Raw genomic sequence first — 24913 nt, 5'->3', positions numbered from 1 at the left:
GCAGGTACGCCCGGTTTCGGTGGGTACGCCCGATTCCGGTAGGTGGGGGCGGGTGCGGGGGCGATCGCCTGACGGCCTGGAGGTGCGGGGCAGGGCCGCACCGCGCCTCCAGGCCGGTGGTCCCCACGTCTAGAGCGTGCGCCGCACGTCCCACAGGTGGTGCACCGGGTCGTGCGCGTAGTAGGTGGCGAGCGTCGCGACGGTGAAGGCGCTGCCGTCGGACCGGAGCCCGGTGCGCTCGAGCACCTCGTCGGGCACCGCCGCGAAGGCCCGGGCCGCGCGGTCGGCCGACTCCCGCAGCTCTTCGGCGACGATCGCGGGGTCCTGCTCGCCGTAGCGGTCCTCGACGGCGGTGGCGTCCTGGTCCCAGTTCGGGAACGTCGGGGCGTCCTCGGTGAGCATCAGCTCGAGGCGCTCCGCCATCTTCCGGTGGACATCCCGCACGTGGGCGCCGTACTCGAGCGGTGACCAGGTCTGGTCGTCGGGGCGGTCGCGCACGTCATCGCGTCCGAGGACCGCGGGCCATCCTGCGGTGTTCTCGTCGATGATGCCCGGCACGTCGCGGACGGTCACCGCGCTGCCGTCGTAGCCGCACTCGGGACACGCGGACTCGATGACCCACGTCCAGTTCTTCGTCTCCGGTTCGATCGCCATGGGCCGATGTTACGGGCTCGTTACTCAGCTTCCGGGTTCGCCGGACTGGTGCGGATCGGCGGCGACCCCCGTTCGGGTGACACGCCGTTCCCTGAGAATCACCGGCCAATGACATTTCGGTTGCTCGGTAACGTCGCTCGCTGTTCTGGGCCGGTTCCCGACGGCCCACCGATCTTCTCGAGGAGCGATGCATGGGTTCCGACCCCAGCAGTACCCACCCCCGACCGCACCGACGGCTGCGCGAGAGCGACGTCACCGTGGTCGACAAGAGCATGATGCGACGAGCCGTCAGCGGCATGGTCGTCGGCAACACCATGGAGTGGTACGACGTCGGTGTGTACGGCTACTTGGCCGTCACGATGGGGAAGGTCTTCCTGCCGACGGCCGAACCCGCGGTGCAGATCCTGTTCAGCCTCGGGGTGTTCGCGGCGACGTACATCGCGCGGCCGCTCGGTGGCATCGTGTTCGGACGCCTCGGTGACCGGATCGGTCGGCAGAAGGTGCTCGCGACGACGCTGATCATGATGGCGGCGTCGACGTTCCTGATCGGGGCGCTCCCCGCGTACGCGACGATCGGCGTGTTCGGCCCGATCCTGCTCGTCGTGCTGAAGCTCGCGCAGGGCTTCTCGACCGGTGGTGAGTACGCCGGGGCGACGACCTTCGTCACCGAGTACGCCCCGGACCGCCGTCGCGGGTTCTTCGCGAGCATCCTGGACTTCGGCAGCTACCTCGGCTTCGCGCTCGGTGCCACGGTGGTGTCGGTGCTGCAGCTCACCCTCGGCGACGAGGCGATGACCGCCTACGGCTGGCGGTTCCCGTTCCTGGCGGCCGGTGTGATCGGCGTCGTGGCCATCTACTTCCGTCTGCGGATCGAGGAGTCGCCGGTGTTCCAGGCGACCCAGGCCGCGCAGGAGGCCGCGACCGAGTCCCGCGCGTCCTTCGAGGGGGAGCGCCCGGCCAACGTCGTCGCGATGGTCCGCCAGCACTGGCGTCCGATCGTCATCGCGATCATGCTCGTCGCCGCGTCGAACACCGTGGGCTACGCCCTGACCTCGTACATGCCGACGTACCTGACCGACTCGCTCGGGTACTCCGCCATCGACGGCACACTGCTGACGATCCCGGTGCTCCTGCTGCTCGCGGTGATGCTGCCGCTGACCGGCAAGCTCTCCGACCGCCTCGGCCGCCGCGTCGTGATGTGGATCGGTGCGGCCACCACGGTCGTGCTCGTCGTGCCGGCGTTCATGCTCATCGGGCACGGGGCGCAGTGGTCGACGCTCGCCGGCCTCGGGCTGCTCGCGCTGATGACGGCGCTGTGGGTGTCGAACCAGGCTGCGTCGCTGCCGGCACTGTTCCCGACCTCGACGCGGTACGGCGGCATGGGGTTCGCCTACAACATCGCGATCGCGGTGTTCGGTGGGACCACGCCCCTGATCGTGCAGGCGCTGCTCACCGCGACGGGTGACGAGCTCGCGCCGGCGTACTTCCTGATGGCGATGAGCGTCGTCGGAGCGATCGGTGTCTTCTGCATGAAGGAGTCCTCGCAGCGCCCGCTGCCCGGGTCGATGCCGGCGGTGGAGACCGAGGACGAGGCAAAGGAGCTCGTGCTCACGCAGGACACGAACCCGCACCTGGACCTCGGTGACCTGCCGTTCGCGGCGCAGGACGCGGCGGCTGCTGCTGCGCGCGAGGCTGAGGGGGTGCCAGCGCGCTGACGCGCGTGGGGGATCGGTCGGCGGGGTGCGTCCGGCCGACGTGGAACGACGGGGTCGTTGCCGTACGACAGCGACTCCGTCGTTCGTTTCGTGCGCGGGCTGTTGCACCGTTCGGGGAGCGACGATGTCACTGTCGTACGACATCGACAGTGTCGTTCGGCGTCCGCACCAGCCCGCCCGCACCCGCCCGCCCCGGCCCGCCCGCCCGCGCCCCCCTCACTCGTGCCGGTGCTCCGACGCCGGGTCGACCGCGGGCCACACCGGGAACGGGTCCGGCCAGCCGCGCCACACGTCCGGCCCGGCGAGCAGCTCCGCCGGCGTGAGCAGCGCCCCGTCGAGCGCCCGCTCGATCGCCCGGACGTCGAGCTGCTCGCCGACGAACCACAGCGCCTGCCCGATCGGGGCGTCGGCGTCCCACGACGGGTTCGCGGTGGGGTCGAGCGCGAGCATCGACCCGAAGCTCGACCACGAGCCGACGTGGTCCGGCCGGGACGCCAGGCGGAAGAACCCCCGCGACCGCAGCACGCGGCCGTTCACCCCGGCGGACAGGTCGTCGGCGATGACGGACGACAGTCGTCCGGGGTGGAAGGGCAGCGGCTCCCGGTAGCGCATCGAGACCAGGGCGTCGCGGGCCTCGCGCCCGGTGCCCGCACCGCTCGACAGCGCCCGCATCCAGCCGGCACCGGTGGCGAGCACCCGCGCGGCTCCACCGTTCGACGCCGGCAGGTCGGCGGCGCTGCGGATCGCGGGCAGGGCGACGATCACGGCCTGGGGCGCCATCCGGTGCAGCAGTGACACGAGCGCCCGACGCCGACGGCCCGACAGCGGTTCGATGCGGTCGAGGGCGATCACCGTCGCGTACTCGACGAGTGCGGCCATCCGGTCCGCGGCCACGAAGGCGTCGTCGACGTCCGACCACAGTAGGTGCGCGACGTCGTCCGCCCGCAGCACCCCGACGACGTGCCGCAGCACCCGGTCGTCGCCGGTCTCGGACCGTGCCGCGTTGGCGAGCAGCATGCCGACCGCTCGGGCATCGGCCCCCGGGTGCAGGGTGACGACGAGCCCGTGGCCCGCGTCGGGTCCGCAGACCCGGTCGAGCTGGTCGGCACGGTCGGCCACGGCGCGGGCGGTGGCGAAGGCACTCCCGGCGACGTGCATCCGGTGTCCGTCCGAGATCCGGGCGGCGACGCGGTCGGCGTCGACCTGGTGCAGGGCGGTGACGAGGGTGATGGCAGCAGCACGCATGTCCGCTACTGTAACTGAAAACCGTTATCAACAAGGAGGCTCGTCGTGAAGGTCCGCAACTCCCTCAAGGCCCTGAAGCAGATCCCCGGCTCGCAGGTGGTCCGACGCCGGGGCCGCGTCTACGTCATCAACAAGAAGAACCCCCGCTGGAACACCCGGCAGGGCTGACGTCAGCGGCGGTCCGTAGGGTGGCGGCATGCGACTGCTGCTCATCCGCCACGGCCAGACCCCCGCGAACGTGCACGGCATCCTCGATGCCGTGGTGCCCGGACCGGGGCTGACCGAGCTCGGGCAGCAGCAGGCCGACGCGCTGCCGGCAGCGCTCGCCGACCGGGGGATCGAGCGACTGTTCGTGTCGTCGATGATCCGCACGCAGATCACCGCGGCGCCCCTCGCGACCTCGCTCGGCCTCGAGCCCGTGGTGCTGCCGGGCCTGCGTGAGATCGAGGCGGGCGACACCCAGGGCAAGAGCGACAAGGTGTCCGTGCAGACCTACATCTCCACCGTGCACGGCTGGTCCGGCGGCGATCGGACGACCCGGATGCCCGGTGCCGAGAGCGGCACCGAGTTCTTCGAGCGCTACGACGACGCCGTCCGGCAGATCGAGGCCACCGAGGTCGCTGTTGCCGCCGCCGTCAGCCACGGTGCCGCGATCCGCACGTGGGCGAGCGCGGCTGCGCAGAACACCCCGGATCACTTCGGCACGAAGCGCCACCTGGAGAACACCGGCATCGTCGAGCTCGAGGGCTCGTTCGCCGACGGCTGGCGCCTGGTCGACTGGGAAGGCGAGCCGGTCGGCGGCGACCAGCTCATCGACCGCACGGCGCTCGACCCCACCGGCGAGCGTTTCTGACGCGACCAGCGGTCGCCGACGCGACCAACGGCTCGCAGACGCGACCACGAACGGACGGGAGGCCCGGTACCAGCTGGTACCGGGCCTCCCGTCCGTCTTGTCCTTGCGTCGACTACGCGAGCTGCGACGCCGACGCGGACGTCAGCGGCACGATCACGCCGTGCGACTCACGCAGCACATCGAGCGTGCGCTGGACCTCGTCCGCGCGCTCCTCGGTCGTCCAGCCGAGCGCCTCGGCGAGCACGTCGGCCAGCTCGTCGAGCAGGTCGATCGTGACCCCGCCGACGAACGCCAGGTTCGTGCGGCGCAGGACGACGTCGACCAGGTGGACGGCCTGCTCGTGGCGGGCGAAGTACGCGACCTCGGCGCGGGTGAGCGACGGGTCGGACTCGAGCGGCTCGACCGGGCCGTCGGTCAGGACGTCCACGACCTCGGCGGCACGGGTGCCGTAGCGCTCGAGCAGCCCCTCGACCAGGGACTCGTCCAGGCCGTCGCGGTGCGACTTGATCCACAGGGCGCGCTGCGCGTCGGTGGTCGGGAACTCCTTGCCACCGCCGATCGGCATGCCGGTGGTGTCGACCTTGCGGCTCATGCCGAGCTTGGTCGTCGCCTCCGTGGACAGGTGTGCGGCGAGGGCACGGAAGGTCGTCCACTTGCCACCGACGAGCGACAGCACGGTCGACTTCGGCAGCCCGGCGATCTGGGTGTCCACGATCCGGTAGTCACGGGACACGAAGCCGGGGGCGGTGTCCTCGTGGCGGGGGAGCGGGCGAATGCCGGAGTAGCTGTAGACGATGTGGTCGCGGGTGACGTCGATCTGCGGGAACACGTGCTTGACGAGCCCGAAGAAGTAGTCGATCTCCTCGTCGGTCGTCGTGACCGGCTTCGCGGGGTCGGCGTCGATGTCGGTGGTGCCGATGAGCACCCGGCCCTTGAGCGGGTAGATGAGGACGATGCGGCCGTCGTCGTTCTCGAAGAACAGCTCGCGGCCCTTGGTGGCCTCGAGCAGCTCGTCGTTGTGCACGACGATGTGCGAGCCCTTCGTGCCGCCCATGAACTTCGTCTCGCCGCCGAACGCCTCGTTCGTCAGGTCGGTCCAGGGGCCGGAGGCGTTGATCACGACGTCGGCCGTGAAGACGAACTCGTCGCCGGTCTCGCGGTCGCGCAGCAGGACGCCGCCGTCGCGGGTGCCGGCTGCCTCGACGTAGTTCGTGGCGCGAGCGGTCGCGGCTGAGCCGCTCCCGGCTCCCGCGGCCAGGCCGTCCTTCAGGACGTCGAGGGCAAGGCGCTCGGGCTCGTGCACACTCGCGTCGTAGTAGGTACCCGTGTACTTCAGGTCCTTGTTGAGGGCGGGCATGTCCTCGAGCGCGGCCTTCTTGGTGCGGAAGACGTGCTTCGGGACGGAGCCGCCGTCACGCGAGAAGGAGTCGTAGATCGTCATGCCGATCTTGATCAGCATCGCGCCGCGCTCCTTGGTGGAGCGCTGCTTGTGCGTCAGCATGCGCAGCGGGGCGTTCATGATGCCGGAGAACGTCGAGAAGATCGGCATGGTCGTCTGCAGCGGCTTGACGTAGTGCGGGGCGATGCGGATCAGGCCGTTGCGCTCCTGCACGCTCTCGCGCACCAGGCGGAACTCGCCGTTCTCCAGGTAGCGGATGCCGCCGTGGATCATGTGGCTCGAGGCCGCGGAGGCGCCGGAGGCGTAGTCGCCACGCTCGACCAGGGCGACGTCGACGCCCTGGAGCGCCAGGTCGCGGAACGTCGCGATGCCGTTGATGCCGCCGCCGACGACGAGGACCTGCGCGTTCGGGCGCTCGGTGAGGGCGGTCACCGTGTTCCGGGGCTGTGTCTTCTTCGACATGGTTCGTCGCTTCCTTCGTCTGTTCGTGGGGTCAGGATCGATCGTGCGCTCGTTCAACAGGGCGGGCAACTCGCGTGCACGAACGTGCAGCACACGTATCGTCCAGGCCCGACACGGCGGTCAGGAGGCGCGGCAGGGGTTGCAGAGGCCCTGCACGTCCGTGCATGGTTGCGTTCGACAGATCGGAGCACCATGAGCGATGCGGCTCAGCCCATGCGTACGCAGCAGGCGCTGCGCGCCGCCCACCTGTACTACCTGCAGGACCTGACGATGGACGCGATCGCCGACGAACTCGGCACCTCGCGCTCGTCGGTGTCGCGGCTGCTGAAGTACGCCAGGGACACCGGGCTCGTCGACATCCAGATCCGTTCTCCGCTCGACCAGGCCGCTGCGCTGAGCCGGAGCATCCGCTCCCGCTTCGGGGTGCACGCGCACGTGGTCCCGGTGCCGGACCACACGAGCGACGTCGACCGGCTCGAGCGGGTCGCGCTGTCCGCCGCCCGGATCCTGACGCAGTACGTCGAGTCGAACATGGTGATCGGGATCTCGTGGGGCTCGACCGTGAGCGCGGTCAGCCGCTACCTGGTGCCGAAGACCACCCACGGCTCGACGATCGTGCAGATCAACGGCGCCGCGAACACCCGCACCACCGGCATCGTCTACGCGTCCGAGATCCTGCGCCGGTTCGGCGAGGCCTACGGGGCCTTCGTGCAGCAGTTCCCGGTGCCGGCGTTCTTCGACGACCCCGCGACGAAGGAGGCCCTGTTCCGGGAGCGCTCGATCCGCCGTGTGCTCGACCTGCACGAGCGGATGGACCTCGTCGTGTTCGGTGTCGGTGCCCCGCAGGCCCCGGTGCCCTCGCACGTGTACTCCGGCGGGTACCTCGACCCCGAGGACCGCGACGAGCTCACGCAGGCGGGGGTCGTCGGGGACGTCTCGACGGTGTTCTACCGGGCCGACGGCTCGTGGAAGGACATCGGGGTGAACGCACGGGCCGGCGCGCCGGACCTCGACACGATCAAGCGCGCGCCGCGGCGGGTCTGCGTCGTCGCCGGGCGGTCGAAGGCGGCGTCGCTGCGGGGCGCGCTGGCCGCCGGGCTCATCACGGACCTGATCCTGGACGAGAGTGTGGGGCAGGCGATCCTGCAGCCCTGAGTCAGGACCTGACGCAGTTTGTCGGTGGTCCGTCGTAGGTTCTCGACCATGGTGCTTTCTCTCGAACAGCCCGGTCAGCGGTACTTCCGGCGGATGGTCGGCAGCGACGTCGACCAGGCGCTCGCGTTCTTCACGGGCGACTACGACTTCCGTGCACCACTGGTCCGTCGCACCCACGAGAACGCCCACTGGGACTTCGCCGGCGTCGGTGACGAGCGGATGTCCCTGCGCTCGTCACGGTTCATGGTCGACCTGCGGAGCGAGAGCCAGGTCGACGACGAGTTCCTCGTCGCCTGGATGCGGAGCGGCTCGAGCCGGATCACCACGGGCGGCGAGACGTTCGAGCTCGAGGCCGGGGTGCCCGTCGTGCTGCCCTTCGCCGAGCCGTACGCGCTGCACCACCACGACATCGCCCTGAACCTGGTGCAGCTCGACCGCGACTTCGTCCGTGCCGTGGCCGGTGACGACGACTTCGCCTTCGAACCGATGCGCCGCCCGACGGCCGACGGCATCGCGCTGTGGCGGTCGGTGGTGCGGAAGTACTCGGCCGTCTGGCTCGACGTCGAACAGGCCATGAGCCCGATGGTCCAGCACGACATCGCCGAGGCGTTCGCGACCGCGGCGATCCGGGCGTTCCCGCAGCGCAACAAGTGGCGTGCGTCGGTGTCCGGCAGCGGCCCGGAGCACGACCGCCTGCGCCGGGCGCTCGAGTTCGTCCACGAGCACGCGCGTGAAGCGATCGGCACCCCGGACATCGCGGCGGCGGCGGGGCTCAGCCCGCGCGGCCTGCAGCAGTCCCTCCGTCGGCACCTCGACCAGACGCCGGGGGAACTCCTGCGCGGCGTGCGACTCGACGGTGCCCGCACCGACCTGGTCGGCAGCGGCCTGGACGAGACGACGGTGGCCGAGATCGCGCGCACGTGGGGCTTCGGGCACCTCGGGCGCTTCTCGGCGACCTACCGCAGCCGATTCGGGGAGCTGCCGAGCGAGTCGCTGCGCGGGCACTGACCGACTGCTGCCGCGGACCGTTCCGCCGAATCTCGTGACACGGATCGCGCTGCCACTATCCGGATGTTCGGCTCAGCGGTGCTGTGGGCGAATCTGGTGCTCAATGGACGGGACGAACGCACCGCCCACGAAGGAGTCAGCATGCGCATCGGCGTCCCCACCGAGATCAAGAACAACGAGTACCGCGTCGCCGCCACTCCGGCCGGCGTCGCCGAGCTCGGGTCGCATGGCCACCAGGTGCTGGTGCAGGCCGGTGCCGGGTCCGGTTCGGCCTTCACCGACGACGAGTACCGCACCGCCGGGGCCACGATCGTCGACACCGCGGCCGAGGTGTGGGAGCGCGCCGAGCTGATCCTCAAGGTGAAGGAGCCGGTCGCGTCGGAGTACCCGATGATCCGGCCGGGCCAGGTGCTCTTCACCTACCTGCACCTCGCCGCCGACCGACCGCTGACCGACGCGCTCATCGACTCGGGCGCGACGGCGATCGCCTACGAGACCGTGCAGCTGCCGGACCGCTCGCTGCCCCTGCTGTCACCGATGTCCGAGGTCGCCGGGCGACTGTCCGCCCAGGTCGGCGCGTTCCACCTGATGCGCACGAACGGTGGGCGCGGGTTGCTGCTCGGCGGGGTCCCCGGCACGCCGAAGGGCCGCGTGGTCGTCATCGGCGGCGGCGTCGCGGGGGAGCACGCCGCGACGATGGCGCTCGGCATGGGCGCCGACGTCACGGTGTTCGACATCAGCCTGCCGCGGCTCCGGGCCCTGGACGCCCGGTTCGACGGCCGCGTCACGACCCTGCGCTCGTCGGCGCACGCCATCGCCGAGGCGCTGCGCGACGCCGACCTGGTGATCGGCTCCGTGCTCATCCCCGGGGCGTCGGCGCCGAAGCTCGTCACCGACGCGATGGTCGCCGACATGCGGCCGGGCTCGGTGCTGGTCGACATCGCGATCGACCAGGGCGGCTGCTTCGAGGGCTCCCGCCCGACCACCCACGACGACCCCACGTTCGCCGTGCACGACACCGTGTACTACTGCGTGGCGAACATGCCCGGGGCCGTCCCGCGCACGAGCACGATCTCGCTGACGAACGCCACGCTGCCCTACGCCGTCGCGATCGCCGACCGTGGCTGGGAGGCCGCGCTCGAGGCCGACCCCGCACTCGCCGCCGGCCTGAACGTGCACGCCGGCCGGGTCACGAACGCCGCGGTCGCCGCCGCGCACGGCCTGGTGGCGTCCGCCGAGTCGTCGCGCTGAGGCCGCGCGAGTCTTCGCGCTGAGCGACACCTCACGGGCCAGCGGCCGCGTGAGGTGTCGCTCAGCGCGAAACGACGCGCAAGACCACGCGCGTCAGGCCGCCACCGGTGCCGCCGCCCGACCGGCACGCCCGCCGACCCAGCCGGCGCGGGCACGAACCACCACGGTCACGACGACCACGGCCGCCGCAGCCACCACGGCCGCGACCGCCGTCGGCACGGAGACGAGCGGCCCCTCGAACCGGGCCACGGCGACCCATGCCAGACCCCACGCGACCGACGCCATCGGCGCCAGGCGTCCCCGGCCCCACAGGGCGATGAGGACCCCGACGAGCCCGGCCACCGCGGCGACGACCACACCCCACGGGTCCTGCCCGAGTCCGAAGCCCCGGAAGCCCGCCGCCGTCAGCACCGCAGCGGTGTTGGCGGCCGTCGCGACGCAGACCCACCCGAGGTACAGCCCGAAGGTGCCATCGGTCAGGATCGCCTCGACGACCCCGCGGGACGGGGTCCGGCGCAGGATCGTGAACGTCCAGATCAGCACGACGAGCAGTGCGACGATGATCGGCTCGCTCGCCCACAGGAACCCGAACTGCACGGACAGGATCCAAGCGGCGTTGAGCAGCAGGGAGAGCACCGCCGGCACCACCAGCCGCTCGTGCCGCTCGTCGTTCGCGGTGCGGAAGAGCTGCAGCACCGCGTAGCCGATGAGCCCGGCGTAGACGACACTCCAGATCGAGAAGGCCGGGCCGTCCGGGGCGATCGCGGTGGAGGACGCCGACAGTGCGCCACCGGCGGCGTCCTGGATGGGCGTCCCACCGGCGGCGCCCGACCCGACGTACGCGCCGATGACGGCGACGACCGCGCTCACGGCCACCGCGATGCGCTTCCAGATCCTCTTCATGACAGTCCCTTTCGTCAGCATGCTGATGACCTGCACCGTAGGCGGCCGGTGCCGCCGGTCGTGCAGCGCGCGTTCAGGCAGGACGCGGGGTGCACGGCGGGCGTGCCACGGGCCTCCAGGCCGGAGACCGGCCACCCTGCGTACGGTGGGCGCGTGAGCGTCGAACTGAACACCGTCTACATCGACCGGATCGCACCGATCGCGAGTCCGTCCCTCGACGACACCTTCCGGATGCTCGACGAGCAGGGCGCCAGCGCGTGCATCGTCCTGCACCAGCCCGACGCCGAGGAACTCGGCGACGTCGCGGTCGCTCTCGGCCTGCACGAACTCGCGGTCGAGGACTCCGCCGAGGGGCACCAGCGACCGAAGCTCGAGCGCTACGGCTCGACGCTGTTCGTGGTGCTCAAGCCCGCGCTGTACAACGACCAGCAGGAAGAGGTGGCGTTCGGTGAGGTGCACGCCTTCGTCGGTGAGACCTTCTTCCTCGCCGTCGTGAAGGCCGACCCCCGTGGCAAGCAGACCGTTCCCCGGGCGCTGCAGCGGTTGAGCGGCAAGCCCGGGCTGGTGACCGTCGGCCCGCAGGCGCAGCTCTGGGCGCTGATGGACTCCATCGTCGACGGCTACGTGCCGGTGATCGACGGACTCGAAGAGGACATCAACCAGATCGAGGACCAGCTGTTCTCGGGCGAGGCCGGGGTGTCCCGGCGCGTGTACGAGCTGTTCGGCGAGGTCGTCGACTTCCAGCGTGCGGCGCGTCCACTCGTCTACATGATCGAGAACCTGCACCGCGGCGCCGAGAAGTACCACCTGCCGATCGAGATGCAGCGGCGGTTCCGCGACGTCCTCGACCACGCGATCCGGGTGGTGGAGCGCCTCGACACGTTCCGGCAGCTGCTGCAGAACGCCCTGACCGTCGACTCGACCCTGGCGGCGCAGAAGCAGAACGACGACACGAAGAAGATCTCCGGCTGGGCGGCGATCTTGTTCGCGCCGACGCTCATCGCCGCGATCTACGGGATGAACTTCACGCACATGCCTGAACTCGGCTGGACGTGGGGGTACCCGCTGTCGATCGTCGCGATGGTCCTGTTCGCCGCGATCCTCTACGTGGTGTTCAAGGTCAAGCGCTGGTTCTGAGCCGCGCCGCGACCTGAGCCGCAACCTGAGCCGCAACCGGAGCCGCGCCGCAGCAGGATTTGCAGCGGACGGCTCCGGACCGGAAAGCTCTGACGTGCAACGACGCCGACTGGAGCCCCGCATGCCGCACGAACTCGTCCACCTGACCGCCGGTGGCGTCTCGCTCGTCCTGGACTGCCGCGACGCCGCGCTCCCCGCCGTCGTGCACTGGGGAGCGGCACTCGGACCGCTCGACACCGACGCGCTGACGGCCCTCGCCGACGCCGATGTCGCGCCCGTCGCACCGAACGAGATGGACGACCCGGTCCGCCTGTCGGTGCTGCCCGAGCCGCACCGGGGCTGGAGCGGTCGTCCGGGGCTCGCCGGGCACCGTGACGGCGCCGACTGGTCGCCGGCGTTCACGGTGACGTCGCTCGCGGTCACCGACTCCGCGGTCACCGCCGACGCCGAGGACACGGTTGCCGGGCTCACCGTCCGGGTGACCATCGAGATGCTCGGCTCCGGGCTCGTGCGGGCCCGCGCGGGCGTGACGAACACCGCCGACGGCGTCTACACCGTCGACGACCTGACGCTCGCGATGCCGATCCCGTCGGGGGCCCGCGAGATCCTGGACTTCGCCGGCCGCTGGGGCAAGGAGCGGACCCCGCAGCGCCGCGAACTCGTCGTGGGGACCCACCAGCGCGAGGGACGGAAGGGCCGCACCGGCACCGACGCCGCGACCGTGCTGACGGTGGGGGAGCCGGGCTTCGGCTTCGCGCACGGCCAGGTCTGGGGCGTCCACACCGCCTGGAGCGGCAACCACCGGCACCACGCCGAACGGCTCGCCACCGGCCGCCAGGTCATCGGCGGCGGCGAACTGCTGCTGCCCGGCGAGGTCCGGCTCGACACCGGTGCCACGTACGAGGGGCCGTGGGTGTACTTCGCCCACGGGGACGGCCTCGACGACCAGGCCCGACGGTTCCACCGCTGGCTCCGGAGCCGCCCGCAGCACCCGACGACGCCCCGCCCGATGACGATCAACGTGTGGGAGGCCGTGTACTTCGACCACGACCTGGCCCGCCTCGTCGACCTCGCCGAGCGTGCCGCAGCCCTCGGCGTCGAACGCTACGTGCTCGACGACGGCTGGTTCCGCGGCCGCCGCGACGACCACGCCGGCCTCGGTGACTGGTACGTCGACGAGGACGTCTGGCCGGACGGACTCGGCCCCCTGGTCGACCGCGTCCGTGCGCTCGGCATGGAGTTCGGCCTGTGGTTCGAACCCGAGATGGTGAACGAGGACAGCGACCTCGCCCGCGCCCACCCGGAGTGGATCCTGCAGGCCGACGGTCGGCTGCCCGCCCGGTCCCGCGACCAGCAGGTGCTCAACCTGGCGATCCCCGAGGCCTTCGACCACGTGCTCGAACGGATGACGGCGATCATCGGCGAGTACGCGGTCGACGCCGTGAAGTGGGACCACAACCGCGACCTCGTCGAGGCGGGGTTCCCGGGCGGCGGCGCAGCGGTCCACGAGCAGACCCTCGCCGCGTACCGGTTGATGGCGACGCTCGGCGAGCGGTTCCCGTCCCTGGAGATCGAGTCGTGCTCGTCGGGTGGCGGTCGGGTCGACCTCGGCGTCATCGAGCACACCGCGCGGGTGTGGGTGTCCGACGACATCGACCCGCTCGAGCGCCAGCAGATGCACCGGTGGACGCAGCAGCTCCTGCCGCCGGAGCTGCTCGGGTCGCACATCGCGAGTGGCCGGAACCACACGACCGGTCGCGTCCACGACCTTGCCTTCCGTGCCGGCACCGCCCTGGTCGGCCACCTCGGCATCGAGTGGGACCTGGCCGGCGCGACCGCCGACGAGTCCGCCGCGCTGACCGAGTGGATCGCGCTCTACCGCGAGCTCCGCCCGCTCCTGCACGGCGGCGACCTGGTGCGCTCCGACGAGGTCGACGACGCGCGGCTCGTGTACGGCACGGTCGCGCCGGACCGGCAGCAGGCCGTCTTCTTCCTCGCCGGCATCGGCCGCTCCGAGGTCTCCGGCACCGGCCGGGTCACCTTCCGCGACCTCGACCCCGACACGGCGTACCGCGTCGACCCGGTGGTCATCGGCGACGGCCACGACCTGGTGCGACCGGACTGGTGGTCCGGCCCGCGGGTGTTCAGCGGCCGGGTGCTCGGCACCGTCGGCCTGCAGCCGCCGCTCATGCCGGCCGACTGCGTGGTGCCGTTCCGGGTGACGGCCGTCTGACGGCGGGTGGTCGGGGCTCCCGGCCTGGAGGCCCGTCCCGCGTCCGGCGGCCCGTCGCGGTCCGTCATCGGGTGCGTCCAGCCCGTTAGGCTTCCGGTCATGCCGCACTCCGGACACGCGACCCCGGTCTGGGCCCTCAAGCTCGCCGTCGTCACCGCCCTGGTGGGCGTCTCCGGCGGCATCGCCGGCATCGCGGTCTGGCTCGCGCTCCAGCTCATCCAGTTCGTCGCCTTCGGGTACGGGTTCGGCGGGCACCTCGAGGCCGCCGACGCACCGTCCGGCCTGAACCGGTTCCTCGCGCTCACCGCGGCCGGCGTCCTGACCGGGTTCGCCTGGTGGGCGCTCCGACGGTGGGGGCGCTCGATCGTCTCGGTCACCGCGGCCGTCGACGGCAAGCGGATGCCGGCCCTGGCGACGCTCGCGAACGCCGGCATCCAGATCCTGGCCGTGGGGCTCGGCGCGTCCATCGGCAAAGAGGTGGCGCCGCGCGAGGTCGGGGCCTGGCTCGCCCAACTCGTCACCCGTCGTGCGGGGCTGGCCGCACGCGAGACGAAGATCCTCGTCGCCTGCGGTGCCGCGGCCGGCCTCGCCGCCGTGTACGACGTGCCCCTCGGTGGTGCGCTGTTCGCGGTCGAGGTCCTGCTCGGCGAGATCAGCTTCGCGACCGCCCTGCCCGCCTTCGCCACGAGCGCCGTCGCCGCCATCACCGCCCGGCTCGTGATCCCGGACGAGGTGCTGTACCACGTGCCCGCGATGCACCTCTCGCCGTCGCTGCTCGTCTGGGCGGTCGTCGTGGGACCCGTGCTGGGGCTCGCCGGGGTCGGGTTCGTCAAGCTGACCAACCGGCTGCAGGGCATCGCCCCGAAGGGCTGGCACCTGCTCGTCGTGCTGCCGGTGGTCTTCGCGATGGTGGGGCTCATCGCGATCCCGTTCCCGGAGATCCTCGGCAACGGTCGGGCGCTCGGCCTCGTCGCGATGAACACCACGCTCGACGACGCCTCGTTCGCCGGCCTGTCGCCGATCGTGCTCCTGCTGCTGCTCGGTGTCCTGCGGACCGTGACCACCTCGGCCACCATCGGGGCCGGTGCGGTCGGTGGCACGCTGACCCCGTCGATCGCGATCGGTTCGGCGATCGGCGGTGGCCTGGGCGGTGCGTGGCTGCTGCTGTGGCCGGCCGACGGTCCGAGTCTGGCGGCCTTCGCCTTCGTCGGTGCGGCGGCCTTCCTCGCCACCACCATGCGGGCGCCGTTCACCGCCCTCGTGCTCGTCGTCGAGTTCACCCAGCAGGGCACCGACATCCTCGTGCCCTCGTTGCTCGCGGTGTCCGGCGCGGTCGCCGTCGGGTACGTGCTCGCCCGCCGCCGCAGCGCACAGATGGTGTGAAGACCCCGAGCGTTCCGGTACGGACGGCTGCCCGGTGGCCTACTGTCGGCGCCAGGACGGAGCGACGGGCTCCGCACCGAGACGAGGAGCAGCCGATGGCGGGGTTCGACGACATCACGAAGAAGGCCCAGGAGTTCCTGAAGGACGGCAAGGTCCAGGACGCCCTGCAGAGCGAGAAGGCCGAGGGCGTCAGCGACAAGGTGCTCGGCGGCGTGGCCGACGCGGTCAAGAAGGCCACGGGCGGCAAGTACGACGACAAGATCGACGGTGCCCGCGACGCTGCGGACAAGAAGATCGGCAACGAGTAGCGGACGACGTGCAACGGCCCAGGACCCGGCGTGGTCCTGGGCCGTCGCCGTGCCGACTGGACGTGGTCGGGAACAACGGACACCATGGACGGGTTGCTCCGGACAGCAGCACCAGGAGGACGAGACGTGACAGTCGTGGCGCCGAACCAGCCGCTCACCGAGACCGAGGTCGAGGTGATCAAGCGGGACTTCCCGATCCTCGCGCAGGACGTGAACGGGCAGCCGTTGGCGTACCTGGACTCCGGGGCGACGGCTGAACGCCCGCGCCAGGTCCTCGACGCCGAGCGCCGGTTCCTCGAGCACGACAACGCCGCCGTCCACCGCGGGGCCCACACGCTCGCGGCGCTCAGCACCGACGCCTACGAGGACGCCCGCGCCACCGTCGCCGGCTTCATCGGCGCCGCCGCCCCGACCGAGGTCGTGTGGACCGCGAACGCCACCGACGCGCTCAACCTCGTCGCCTACGGCATGGCCAACGCCAGCCGTGGCCGCGGCGGTGCCGACGCCGAGCGCTTCCGCCTGGGCGCCGGTGACGAGATCCTCGTGACCGAGGCCGAACACCACGCCAACCTCGTGCCGTGGCAGGAGCTCGCCGCGCTGACCGGTGCCACCCTGCGCTGGATCCCGGTCGCCGACGACGGCACCTGGACCGCCGACGACGCCGCGGCCCTGATCACCGACCGCACGAAGGTCGTCGCGTTCTCACACGTCTCGAACGTCACCGGGATGATCGCCCCCGTCGAGCAGGTCGTCGGTCTCGCCCACGCCCGCGGCGCCCTCGTCGTGCTCGACGCCTGCCAGTCCGCACCGCACCGTCCCCTCGACGTGCAGCAGCTCGGGGTCGACTTCGCCGCGTTCTCCGGGCACAAGATGCTCGGCCCGAACGGCATCGGCGTGCTCTGGGGACGTGCCGAGCTGCTCGACGCCCTGCCGCCGTTCCGCACCGGTGGCTCGATGATCACCACCGTGACGATGGAGGGCTCCGAGTTCATGCCGTCGCCCGAGCGGTTCGAGGCGGGCACGCAGCCCGTCTCCCAGGCGGTCGCCCTCGCCGAGGCCGTCCGCTACCTGCGGGGCATCGGCATGGAACGCGTCCGTGCCCACGAGGAGCACCTCGCCCGCCGGATGCTCGACGGTCTGGCAGCAGTGCCCGGCATCCGCGTGGTCGGCCCGCCCGCCGGCGTCCCGCGCTCCGGCCTGGTCGCGTTCGACGTCGACGGCGTGCACGCCCACGACGTCTCGCAGTACCTCGACGCGCAGGGCATCGCCGTGCGTTCCGGCCACCACTGCGCCCAGCCCCTGCACCGCCGCCTCGGTCTGGTCGCCACCAGCCGCGCGAGCACCTACGTCTACACGACCGAGCACGACGTCGACCGGTTCCTCGCAGCCGTCGCCGAGGTCCGCGACTACTTCGGAGCGACCGCGTGAACGCCCTCGACAGCCTGTACCAGCAGGTCATCCTCGACCACGCGAAGGCGCGTCACGGCGACGGTGTGATGCCCGACGCGGATGCCTCGCACTTCGAGCGGAACCCCACGTGCGGCGACGAGATCACGGTCAGCCTGCGGCTCGAACCCGGCACCGACCGCATCGCCGGGCTCGCCTGGCAGGGCGACGGCTGCTCGATCTCGATGGCCTCGGCGTCCGTCCTCACCGACATGGCGGTCGGCCGCACCGTGCCCGAGTTCCTCGCACTGACCGAGGAGTTCCGCACCATGATGCGCTCGCGCGGCGTCGGTGAGCCCGACGAGGACGTCCTCGAGGACCTCGTCGCCTTCCACGGCGTCTCCAAGTTCGTCATGCGCGTCAAGTGCGGCATGCTCGCCTGGGTCGCGGCGGAAGCCGCCGCGCGCGAGGCGACCGCGTCCCGCTGACCCGGATGCGGCTCGCGATCGCGAGCACCGGACAGTCGGGAGGCCCGTTGCGGGCCCGCCCCGCGCCTCCCGTCCGCCGCACGGTCAGCGGCAGACGTCCTGCGTTGCCGCCTTCGTGTCGTTGATGACGATCGTCGTCACGATGTCCTCAGCGCCGGAAGCGCCACCCGTGGTGTCGAAGTGCAGCCAGTGGCCATCCGTGGTCGGTGCCACGTACTCGCGGTAGCCGCCGATCGGTGGCTCCCACGTGTCGATCGTCTTCTCGAGCCCGGGGTACGCCGCGCGCACGTCGTCTGCGGTGGAACCGAGCGCGATGCCCGTGGACGTCAGCACGGGCGACGAGAACGCTCCTGGGTCGGTTGCCTGTCCCGCAACGGAGATGTAGCGCACACCGGGCCCGGAGTCGTCGGACGTGACGAGGATCCGGTACCCGGACCCGCTGGGGGTGGACAGGTCGGCGGACTGCCACTCCCAGAACGTCGGGCAGCCGCTCGACGGCTGCCGCGAGAACCCGGCAGCCGGCAGCACCGTGCCGACGTCCGTGGCACCGAGCTGGACGGGGCCGAAGGACGCGTCGCCGAAGACCCAGCTCGCGGGGCCGCTCGGGCTGGACGACGGCCGGACGCTCGTCGGCGTCGGGGTCGGGGTCGATTTCGGGGTCGTCGTCGGCGTGGCGGCCGTCGCACTCGTCTGCGTGGCGGTCGGCGCGCTCGGCCTGGACGCTGTCGCGCAGCCAGCCGCTCCGATGAGGAGCGTGGCGATGCCGACGGTGAGGATGGTGGTGCGGAGCGTGGTCATGATTCTCCCTTCACCTTGCAGTGTCGTCGTCCGGGCGATCCTGACGGACGTCGGCGCGGACTGATGGCGGTCACGAGCACGAGCACGAGCACGAGGATGGACCACGTGATCGTCGAGACAGCGCATCCCGGCGCGGCCGGATCCGACGCGATCGTGCGGGACTACCTGACGGAGGTCGCGTCGCGGTGGTACGGGCGGGCGGCGACGTCGGCCGAGGTCGACCGGGCGCTCGACGATGAACCGTACGACGACCTGCAGGGATACTCCGGGGTGTTCCTCGTCGCCGCCGACGGGGGAGCGGTGGTCGGTTGCGCCGGCGTGCGCTTCGTGGGTGCCGTCGGTGAGCTGACGAAGGTGTTCACGCTGCCGGAGCACCGCGGCCGAGGCGTCGGTTCGGCGCTCCTGCGCCACGTCGAGGACGTCTGCCGGGGACGCGGGATCACGTCGCTGCGGCTGGACACGCGGGCCGAGCTCGCCGAGGCCTGTGCGCTCTACGAACGGCTCGGCTTCGTCCGGGTGGCGCCGTTCAACGACGACCCGTACTCCGACCGCTGGTACGCGAAGGCCCTCGCTCCGGGGTAGCGATCAGGCGATGACGCCGATCTCGCGGAGCGCGTCGCCGACGGTGATGCGCTCGCCGCGTTCCTGCGCCCGTGCCCAGCGGGACTTCGCGAGCGCGACGGCGTCGTCGTCGAGACCGAGGAGTTCGTAGAGGCCGTCCAGCTCTCGGGGAACGAGGTCGGCGAGCGGCACGGGGAACTTCCGTTCGGGGCTCGCGTAGCCCTGCTGGGCGAGCTGTTCGAGCATCTCCGGGTCGGTCTCTCGCTGTTCCATGAGCAGGACGACGGTTCGTGACCTCGTCCCCATGAGGAAGGCGGAACGCACGTTCTCGTCCGGATCGGTCGCCAGGGTGATCTCGACGGCGAGGGGGAGGTCCTCTTCGCACGCGAGCTCCCAGCGCTGCGATGCGTCCCCCTGGATCGCCGTCAGCATGTCCGGGTGGACGCCGAGGCCGCGCTCGCCGCGCTCCGGTCGCAGCGAGGTCGGCCGGGAGCCGTCCCCGACGCGGGCCGTGGGGAAGCCGACACCCGTGTACGCGGTGTGGGCGATCGGCAGGAACTGGAGCGCCTGGTGCAGCGCGGTCGCGGCGTCCTGCACGGCCGGAGCGGTCACGTCACCGTCGGCGGCCGCGATGGCGGTGGCGTAGTCGGACAGCGCGGTGTGCTGCTGGTCGATCGCCAGTGCGAACATCTCCTTGCCCCTGGCGGTGTCGCCGAGGAGCCGCGGGTCCAGGTGCAGCGTGACGGCGCTCGGGTCCTGCAGGTGCCCACGCGGCGTGCCACCGCCCGACATCGTGATCTGGAACGCCTCGTCGTCTTGCTCGTGGGCACCGGTCACGTCGCTGAGGCTACCGGCTCAGGGGAGGGTGACGACGAGCTTCCGGGCGGAGACACCCGCGCGGAGCTCGGCGAGGGCGTCCGGGATCGCGGCGAGTCCCGATCCGACGACGGATGCGGTCGGGGTGGCGCGGTACCTCCCGGTGCGGAGCGCCTCGGGCAGGAAGTCACGGTAGATCGCGGGGCCGACCTCGGACTCCGTCGGGCGGCCGCCCCAGATCGCGGTGATGATGACCCCGTGTCGGCGCTCGAGCCGTGCACGGATCGTCGTCACCGGCGTTGGGTACGCCGATGCGAGTCGGCCGGAGCCGGTGGCTTCCCGGACGATCGGGAGCGTGCGGGTCAGCGAGCCCTGCCCGAAGGCGAGGGTGCCGGCGAGGTCCCGGTCGGCGAGTGCCTCGAGGATGCGGCGGGCGGCACCGTCGTCGCGGTAGTCGAACACGGCTTCGGCCCCGAGGTCCTGCACGAACGCGTGGTTCTTCGGCGAAGCGGTACCGATCACGGCGTACCCGGCGGCGCGGGCGAGCTGGACGGCGTTGGCGCCGACGCTCGTGGACGCACCCCACACCAGGACGACGCCGTCGCGGTCGATCGCATCGGCCGTGGGGAGCGGCAGCGCGAGCTGGTCCGGTTCGAAGAGCCCGGCGGCGGCGGTCGAGACGGCGAGCGGCAGGACCGCTGCCTGCTCGGCGGGCAGGGCATCCGGAACCGGGGTCGTCACACGGTCGAGCAGCAGGACCAGGTGTTGGAAGGCCCCTTCGGCAGCGCTGTTCCGGTGCTGCTCCTGTCCCGCGGCGTGCCCGACGACCCGGTCGCCGACACGGAACCGCTCGACGCCGGGACCGATCGCGACCACGGTGCCGGCGACGTCCGAACCGAGGACCGCGGGGAACCGCAGCTTCGGGTACACCAGGTGCCGGAAGAGCCCACCGACGGCGTCGACCGGGTTGACGGCGACGGCCTCGGCGCGGACGACGAGTTCGCCGGGGCCGGGCTGGGGGACCGTGGCGGGCCCGACGGCGAACCGCCCGGTCGACGTGGCCCAGAGTGCTGCGTTGCCCGATGACGACATGGTGTCCCGATCTCTTGCTCGAAGTGAGTCATGACACGACGTGTCATCACCGAGTCAATCATGACACGACGTGTCATCACCAGTACTCTTGCCCCATGCGTTGGTCACCGGATGCCCGAGGGCGACTCGAGCGAGCGGCGTTCGAGCTCTTCGCCGAGCAGGGCTACCAGGCGACGACCGTGCCGCAGATCACCGCACGGGCCGGACTGACGACCCGCACCTTCTTCCGGTACTTCGCCGACAAGCGCGAGGTGATCTTCGCCGGCGACGAGATCCCCGATCTCGCCCGGGCCGCCATCGAGGGCGCGCCGGCCGGGATCGACCCGCTCGACATCGTGGTGCACGGCCTCCGCACCGTCGCCGACGAGCGGTTCGAGGGGCGGCACGGTGAGGTCGGGTCGGTGCGGCGGCTGGTGCTGTCCGAGTCCTCACTGCGGGAGCGCGACGCCCGGAAGCGTGCCGACCTGACGGACGCGGTGCGCGGGGCCTTCGTCGACCGTGGGCTCGATCCGTCCGAGGCGGCGGTGATCGCCGAGACGACCGTGATGCTGTTCCACCTGGCCCTCGAGTCGTGGCTCACCGGACCAGCCGAGCGCCGGATGGCCGACGTCGTCGACGAGCAGCTCAGTGCGCTCCGTGGGGTGCTCGATCGGCGGCCCGCAGCGTCATGAACACGTCGACGCCGTCGTCGGTGTCGAGCACGAAGCCGTGGCGTTCGTAGAGTCGGCGAGCAGGGCTGCCCACCAGCACGTTGAGCCGCGTCGGGCCGTCGTGGGGCTCGTCGAGGACGGCGCGCAGCACCGTCGACCCGACTCCGCGCCCCTGGACGTCGGGTGCGAGGTAGAAGTGCTCGACCCAGCGGACGTCGTCCTCGACCCGCACGGTGACCGACCCGACGTCGCGGCCGTCGACCACGACGACGCGGGTCAGCTCCGGCTGGAATGCGTCGCGAAGGCGCTGTCGGACGCGCGTCTCGTCGAACACCCCGAGCCGCGTCAGGTCGTCGCGCAGCACCACTGCCCGGAGCTCGACGAGCCACTCGAGGTCCTCGGTGGTGCTGTCCCGCAGTGCGACGTCCATCCCCTCAGCCTACGAACCCCGCGAGCGCTCAGGCCGCACTGCGGAGTGAAGCGACCATGCTCCGCAGGATCCGACGGGCCTCGGTCTGCTGGTCGTCGGTCAGATCGGCGAGCATCCGCTGTTCGACGCCGCGGATCGCCGCGCTCGCCTGCGCCAGGCTCCGACGCCCGCTGTCGGTCAGCTGCGTGGGGAGCGCCTTGCCGACCGACGGCTCGGTGGCGCGGGTGACGAAGCCGTCCCGCTCCAGGGCCTGCAGCAACACGTTCATCGACTGCCGGGTGACGAAGGTGCCCCGCGCGAGTTCGGAGTTCGACAGGCCGGGGCGCTGTGCGAGCAGTTCGAGGCAGGAGTAGTGCGTCACCGTCATGCCGAGTGGGCGCAGTACGGCCTCCATCGACGCGCGGAGAGCGCTCGCGGTCTCCTTGAGCAGGTAGCCGATCGACGTCTCGAGGTGGATGCCGGTGTCGTCTTGACGCATGTCAGTAGTCTGACATAGCTTGTCCTGTGTCAGAAGACTGACACAACCCCGAGGAGCACCACATGCCCGTCACCGGCCCCGACTTCATCTCCCTGCAGACCCGCGACCTCGACGCCTCGCAGGCGTTCTACGAGCGGTACCTCGGCCTCGTCCGCTCCGAGGCCGGCCCGCCGCACGCCGTCGTGTTCGAGACCACGCCGATCGCCTTCGGCCTGCGCGACCTGGTGCCCGGCACGGACCTCGACGCGGTGGCACAGCCCGGCATCGGCGCCGCGATCTGGCTGCACGCGACGGACGTGCAGGCGATCCACGACGCGCTCGCCGCCGACGGGCACCGGATCGTCTCGGCGCCGGTCGACGGTCCGTTCGGTCGGACGTTCACGTTCGCCGACCCCGACGGCTACCACGTCACGCTCCACGACCGCGCCTGAGCCCTGGAGCCGGCCCCGCGTCCGTCGTGGGCGGCGGGGCGGGCGTGGGTCGCGCCTCCAGGCCGTTGCCGGAGCCGACCGTCACGCTTCGTCACGATCCGTGACGGTCCGAGGTGTCCGACGTAGCGTCTCGACCCGTGACCACCAGCAGCGAGCACCGGCAGATCCGCTTCAACGCGTTCGACATGAACTGCGTCGCGCACCAGTCCTCCGGACTGTGGCGGCACCCCCGCGACCGGTCGCGGGACTACCGCGACCTGACCTACTGGACGGACCTGGCGAAGACGCTCGAGCGCGGGGCCTTCGACGGCATCTTCATCGCCGACGTCCTGGGCACCTACGACGTGTACGGCGGCTCGAACGAGGCCGCGCTCCGCACCGGGTCGCAGGTGCCGGTGAACGACCCGATCCTGCTCGTGTCGGCGATGGCGTCGGTGACCGAGCACCTCGGCTTCGGCATCACGGCCGGCACCGCGTACGAGCACCCGTACCCGTTCGCCCGGCGCATGTCGACGCTCGACCACCTGACCAAGGGCCGGGTCGGCTGGAACGTCGTCACCGGGTACCTGCCGAGTGCCGCGCGGAACATGGGCCAGACCGACCAACTGTCGCACGACGACCGGTACGACGTGGCGGACGAGTACCTCGAGGTCCTCTACAAGCTGTGGGAGGGCTCGTGGGAGGACGACGCCGTCGTCGCCGACCGCGAAGCCGGCGTCTTCACGGACCCGGCGAAGGTGCACCCGATCGAGCACCACGGCACGCACTTCGACGTGCCCGGCATCCACCTGTCGGAGCCGTCCGTGCAGCGCACGCCCGTCATCTACCAGGCGGGCGCGTCGCCGCGCGGCATCCGCTTCGCCGCGGAGAACGCGGAAGCGGTCTTCGTGGGCGCACCGACGCTCGAGCAGCTCGCCTCGACCGTCGCGAAGGTCCGGGACGCCCTGGAGGCAGCTGGTCGCGACCGGTACGCCGCCCGCGTCTACACGCTGCTCACCGTGATCACGGACGCCACCGACGAGCTGGCCCAGGCGAAGTACGAGGACTACCTGTCGTACGCGTCGGAGCTCGGTGCGCTGGTGCTCAACTCCGGCTGGATGGGCGTCGACCTGTCGCAGTGGGACCCGGACCAGCCCCTGGGTGACGTCGAGTCGAACGCGATCCAGTCGGCGGCGGCGAACATCGCGGCGGCGACGGGGGAGGACGGATCGAAGTGGACGATCCGCGACCTGGCGCGGCAGACGGCGATCGGTGGACTCGGCCCGGTGGCGGTCGGCGGGGGAGCGACCATCGCCGACCGGTTGCAGGAGATCCAAGAGCTCACCGACGTCGACGGCTTCAACCTGGCGTACGCGGTGACGCCGGGCACGTGGGAGGACGTCATCGAGTTCGTGATCCCGGAGCTCCGTGCCCGCGGGGCCTACCCGGAGGAGTACGGGTCGGGGTCGCTCCGCCAGAAGCTGCACGGCCGCGGGGACCGGCTGCCCGACGAGCACCGTGGAGCGTCGTTCAGGATCGGGAGCCGGGCGGTCGTAGGCTGATCGGGTGATCGAGTCGTCCGTGGTCGTGCGTCCTGCGACCCCGGACGAGACCGACACCTGCATCGACCTGTGGGCCGCGGCCGTGGCCGTCCGTGACGGTGCCGCCGAGGACCCGGCCGTGCGGGAGCGCGCGCGGCAGAAGTTCGCGGCGGAGCACGTCGCCTGGCTGGTGGCTCCCGGCCCGGACGGTGCGGTGGACGGCTTCGTGCTCGTGACGGCACCCGGGACCGGGCGGTCGACGGACCCGGCGGACGCCGCCTACCTGTCGTTGCTCGCGGTGCGCCCCGGGGTGCAGGCCCGCGGGGTCGGACGGTCGCTGCTGTCCGAGGCGGTGCACGACGCCCGGGCTGCCGGACACCCCCGCGTGGTGCTGCACGTGCTCGGCGACAACGACCGGGCGGTGCGGCTGTACGAGGCGGGCGGCTTCGTGGCGACGGGCGACGAGTTCGCGCACGCGCTGAGCGGGGTCACCACCCGCGTGTACGTCGCGGGCTGAGCGGGCCGAGGCAGGCCGACGCTCGCAGACGCGGGTTGAC

General features: G+C 71.5%; 26 protein-coding genes. 17 read left to right on the top strand and 9 right to left on the bottom strand.

The genetic code is table 11. The features are described from left to right. Positions 1-129: 129 nt before the first annotated feature. Entirely contained in the window at positions 130-654 is a 525-nt protein-coding gene (locus tag BIU89_RS14900) for a DinB family protein (protein WP_027466227.1), read from the bottom strand. 191 nt (positions 655-845) lie between these two features. Here BIU89_RS14900 and BIU89_RS14895 point away from each other — a divergent pair, with 191 nt between their 5' ends. Further along, on the top strand, positions 846-2369 hold the full coding sequence (locus BIU89_RS14895) for an MFS transporter (protein ID WP_027466228.1): 1524 nt from the start codon (positions 846-848) through the stop codon (positions 2367-2369). Between the two features lie 216 nt (positions 2370-2585). Here BIU89_RS14895 and BIU89_RS14890 read toward each other — a convergent pair whose 3' ends face one another. After that, positions 2586-3614, bottom strand: coding sequence for a GTP-binding protein (locus BIU89_RS14890; RefSeq protein WP_071247694.1), 1029 nt, complete (start codon positions 3612-3614; stop codon positions 2586-2588). Between the two features lie 45 nt (positions 3615-3659). On the opposite strand from BIU89_RS14890, the gene ykgO reads away from it, so the two are divergent. After that, positions 3660-3782: a type B 50S ribosomal protein L36 gene (ykgO, locus tag BIU89_RS14885; protein ID WP_071247691.1), complete on the top strand. Its 123-nt coding sequence runs from the start codon at positions 3660-3662 to the stop codon at positions 3780-3782. Positions 3783-3810: 28 nt separating this feature from the next. Next, positions 3811-4467 (top strand): histidine phosphatase family protein, encoded by a 657-nt coding sequence (locus tag BIU89_RS14880; protein ID WP_071247688.1) that lies wholly within the window; start codon positions 3811-3813, stop codon positions 4465-4467. Between the two features lie 112 nt (positions 4468-4579). On the opposite strand, the gene BIU89_RS14875 is transcribed toward BIU89_RS14880, so the two are convergent. Beyond that, entirely contained in the window at positions 4580-6328 is a 1749-nt protein-coding gene (locus BIU89_RS14875; protein WP_027466230.1) for a glycerol-3-phosphate dehydrogenase/oxidase, read from the bottom strand. Between the two features lie 213 nt (positions 6329-6541). Between BIU89_RS14875 and BIU89_RS14870 the strand changes: the two genes are divergently transcribed. The 3 genes from BIU89_RS14870 to ald all read left to right on the top strand — a co-directional run bounded on the left by BIU89_RS14870 (position 6542) and on the right by ald (position 9742). Then, positions 6542-7483 carry a sugar-binding transcriptional regulator gene (locus BIU89_RS14870; RefSeq protein WP_110862278.1) on the top strand — a complete coding sequence of 314 codons (942 nt, stop codon included), beginning with the start codon at positions 6542-6544 and terminating at the stop codon, positions 7481-7483. Between the two features lie 48 nt (positions 7484-7531). After that, a complete protein-coding gene (locus BIU89_RS14865) occupies positions 7532-8491 on the top strand; it encodes a helix-turn-helix transcriptional regulator (RefSeq protein WP_083404397.1) in 960 nt (319 codons plus the stop codon). Between the two features lie 141 nt (positions 8492-8632). Next, complete coding sequence (gene ald / locus BIU89_RS14860) at positions 8633-9742, top strand: alanine dehydrogenase (protein ID WP_071247682.1); 1110 nt, start codon at positions 8633-8635, stop codon at positions 9740-9742. Positions 9743-9835: 93 nt separating this feature from the next. Here ald and BIU89_RS14855 read toward each other — a convergent pair whose 3' ends face one another. Continuing rightward, positions 9836-10645, bottom strand: coding sequence for a tryptophan-rich sensory protein (locus BIU89_RS14855; RefSeq protein ID WP_027466234.1), 810 nt, complete (start codon positions 10643-10645; stop codon positions 9836-9838). Between the two features lie 153 nt (positions 10646-10798). Between BIU89_RS14855 and BIU89_RS14850 the strand changes: the two genes are divergently transcribed. The 6 genes from BIU89_RS14850 (at position 10799) to sufU (ending at position 17580) form a co-directional block, all read left to right on the top strand. After that, complete coding sequence (locus BIU89_RS14850) at positions 10799-11782, top strand: magnesium and cobalt transport protein CorA (RefSeq protein ID WP_071247679.1); 984 nt, start codon at positions 10799-10801, stop codon at positions 11780-11782. Positions 11783-11903: 121 nt separating this feature from the next. Further along, the gene (locus BIU89_RS14845) at positions 11904-14015 is read left to right on the top strand and encodes an alpha-galactosidase (protein WP_071247676.1); all 2112 of its coding nucleotides are present in this window, start codon (positions 11904-11906) and stop codon (positions 14013-14015) included. Positions 14016-14114: 99 nt separating this feature from the next. Next, positions 14115-15398: a chloride channel protein gene (locus BIU89_RS14840; RefSeq protein WP_071247675.1), complete on the top strand. Its 1284-nt coding sequence runs from the start codon at positions 14115-14117 to the stop codon at positions 15396-15398. A 95-nt stretch (positions 15399-15493) separates the two neighbouring features. Further along, positions 15494-15706 carry an Rv0909 family putative TA system antitoxin gene (locus BIU89_RS14835; protein WP_071247674.1) on the top strand — a complete coding sequence of 71 codons (213 nt, stop codon included), beginning with the start codon at positions 15494-15496 and terminating at the stop codon, positions 15704-15706. A 135-nt stretch (positions 15707-15841) separates the two neighbouring features. Beyond that, on the top strand, positions 15842-17134 hold the full coding sequence (locus BIU89_RS14830) for an aminotransferase class V-fold PLP-dependent enzyme (RefSeq protein ID WP_071247673.1): 1293 nt from the start codon (positions 15842-15844) through the stop codon (positions 17132-17134). Then, on the top strand, positions 17131-17580 hold the full coding sequence (gene sufU / locus BIU89_RS14825; protein ID WP_027466240.1) for a Fe-S cluster assembly sulfur transfer protein SufU: 450 nt from the start codon (positions 17131-17133) through the stop codon (positions 17578-17580). Before BIU89_RS14830 ends, sufU begins: the two co-directional genes overlap by 4 nt. A gap of 84 nt (positions 17581-17664) precedes the next feature. Here the strand turns inward: sufU and BIU89_RS14820 are convergent, their stop codons facing one another. After that, positions 17665-18378 (bottom strand): hypothetical protein, encoded by a 714-nt coding sequence (locus tag BIU89_RS14820; protein WP_071247672.1) that lies wholly within the window; start codon positions 18376-18378, stop codon positions 17665-17667. Between the two features lie 105 nt (positions 18379-18483). Between BIU89_RS14820 and BIU89_RS14815 the strand changes: the two genes are divergently transcribed. Then, entirely contained in the window at positions 18484-18960 is a 477-nt protein-coding gene (locus BIU89_RS14815; protein ID WP_217642837.1) for a GNAT family N-acetyltransferase, read from the top strand. Between the two features lie 3 nt (positions 18961-18963). On the opposite strand, the gene BIU89_RS14810 is transcribed toward BIU89_RS14815, so the two are convergent. Then, positions 18964-19776, bottom strand: coding sequence for a hypothetical protein (locus BIU89_RS14810; RefSeq protein WP_071247669.1), 813 nt, complete (start codon positions 19774-19776; stop codon positions 18964-18966). An 18-nt stretch (positions 19777-19794) separates the two neighbouring features. Further along, positions 19795-20847, bottom strand: a complete 1053-nt coding sequence (locus BIU89_RS14805) for a zinc-binding alcohol dehydrogenase family protein (RefSeq protein WP_071247665.1) — start codon at positions 20845-20847, stop codon at positions 19795-19797. A 95-nt stretch (positions 20848-20942) separates the two neighbouring features. On the opposite strand from BIU89_RS14805, the gene BIU89_RS14800 reads away from it, so the two are divergent. Continuing rightward, entirely contained in the window at positions 20943-21518 is a 576-nt protein-coding gene (locus BIU89_RS14800; RefSeq protein WP_071247663.1) for a TetR family transcriptional regulator, read from the top strand. On the opposite strand, the gene BIU89_RS14795 is transcribed toward BIU89_RS14800, so the two are convergent. After that, entirely contained in the window at positions 21472-21927 is a 456-nt protein-coding gene (locus tag BIU89_RS14795) for a GNAT family N-acetyltransferase (protein WP_071247660.1), read from the bottom strand. The two genes, BIU89_RS14800 and BIU89_RS14795, sit on opposite strands and share 47 nt — an antisense overlap. A gap of 28 nt (positions 21928-21955) precedes the next feature. Beyond that, the gene (locus BIU89_RS14790) at positions 21956-22405 is read right to left on the bottom strand and encodes a MarR family winged helix-turn-helix transcriptional regulator (RefSeq protein WP_071247657.1); all 450 of its coding nucleotides are present in this window, start codon (positions 22403-22405) and stop codon (positions 21956-21958) included. A gap of 62 nt (positions 22406-22467) precedes the next feature. Between BIU89_RS14790 and BIU89_RS14785 the strand changes: the two genes are divergently transcribed. The 3 genes from BIU89_RS14785 to BIU89_RS14775 all read left to right on the top strand — a co-directional run bounded on the left by BIU89_RS14785 (position 22468) and on the right by BIU89_RS14775 (position 24873). Beyond that, entirely contained in the window at positions 22468-22836 is a 369-nt protein-coding gene (locus BIU89_RS14785; protein WP_071247653.1) for a VOC family protein, read from the top strand. 137 nt (positions 22837-22973) lie between these two features. After that, positions 22974-24377 carry an LLM class flavin-dependent oxidoreductase gene (locus BIU89_RS14780; RefSeq protein WP_071247650.1) on the top strand — a complete coding sequence of 468 codons (1404 nt, stop codon included), beginning with the start codon at positions 22974-22976 and terminating at the stop codon, positions 24375-24377. Positions 24378-24381: 4 nt separating this feature from the next. Further along, a complete protein-coding gene (locus tag BIU89_RS14775) occupies positions 24382-24873 on the top strand; it encodes a GNAT family N-acetyltransferase (protein ID WP_071247647.1) in 492 nt (163 codons plus the stop codon). Positions 24874-24913: the final 40 nt, after the last annotated feature.

Origin of the sequence: Curtobacterium sp. MCBA15_005, from assembly GCF_001864855.1 — a bacterium.
In the GTDB taxonomy this organism is placed as follows: domain Bacteria; phylum Actinomycetota; class Actinomycetes; order Actinomycetales; family Microbacteriaceae; genus Curtobacterium; species Curtobacterium flaccumfaciens.
Note: the sequence above shows the minus strand (reverse complement) of the source record. Positions and strands in the feature narration are given on the sequence as shown.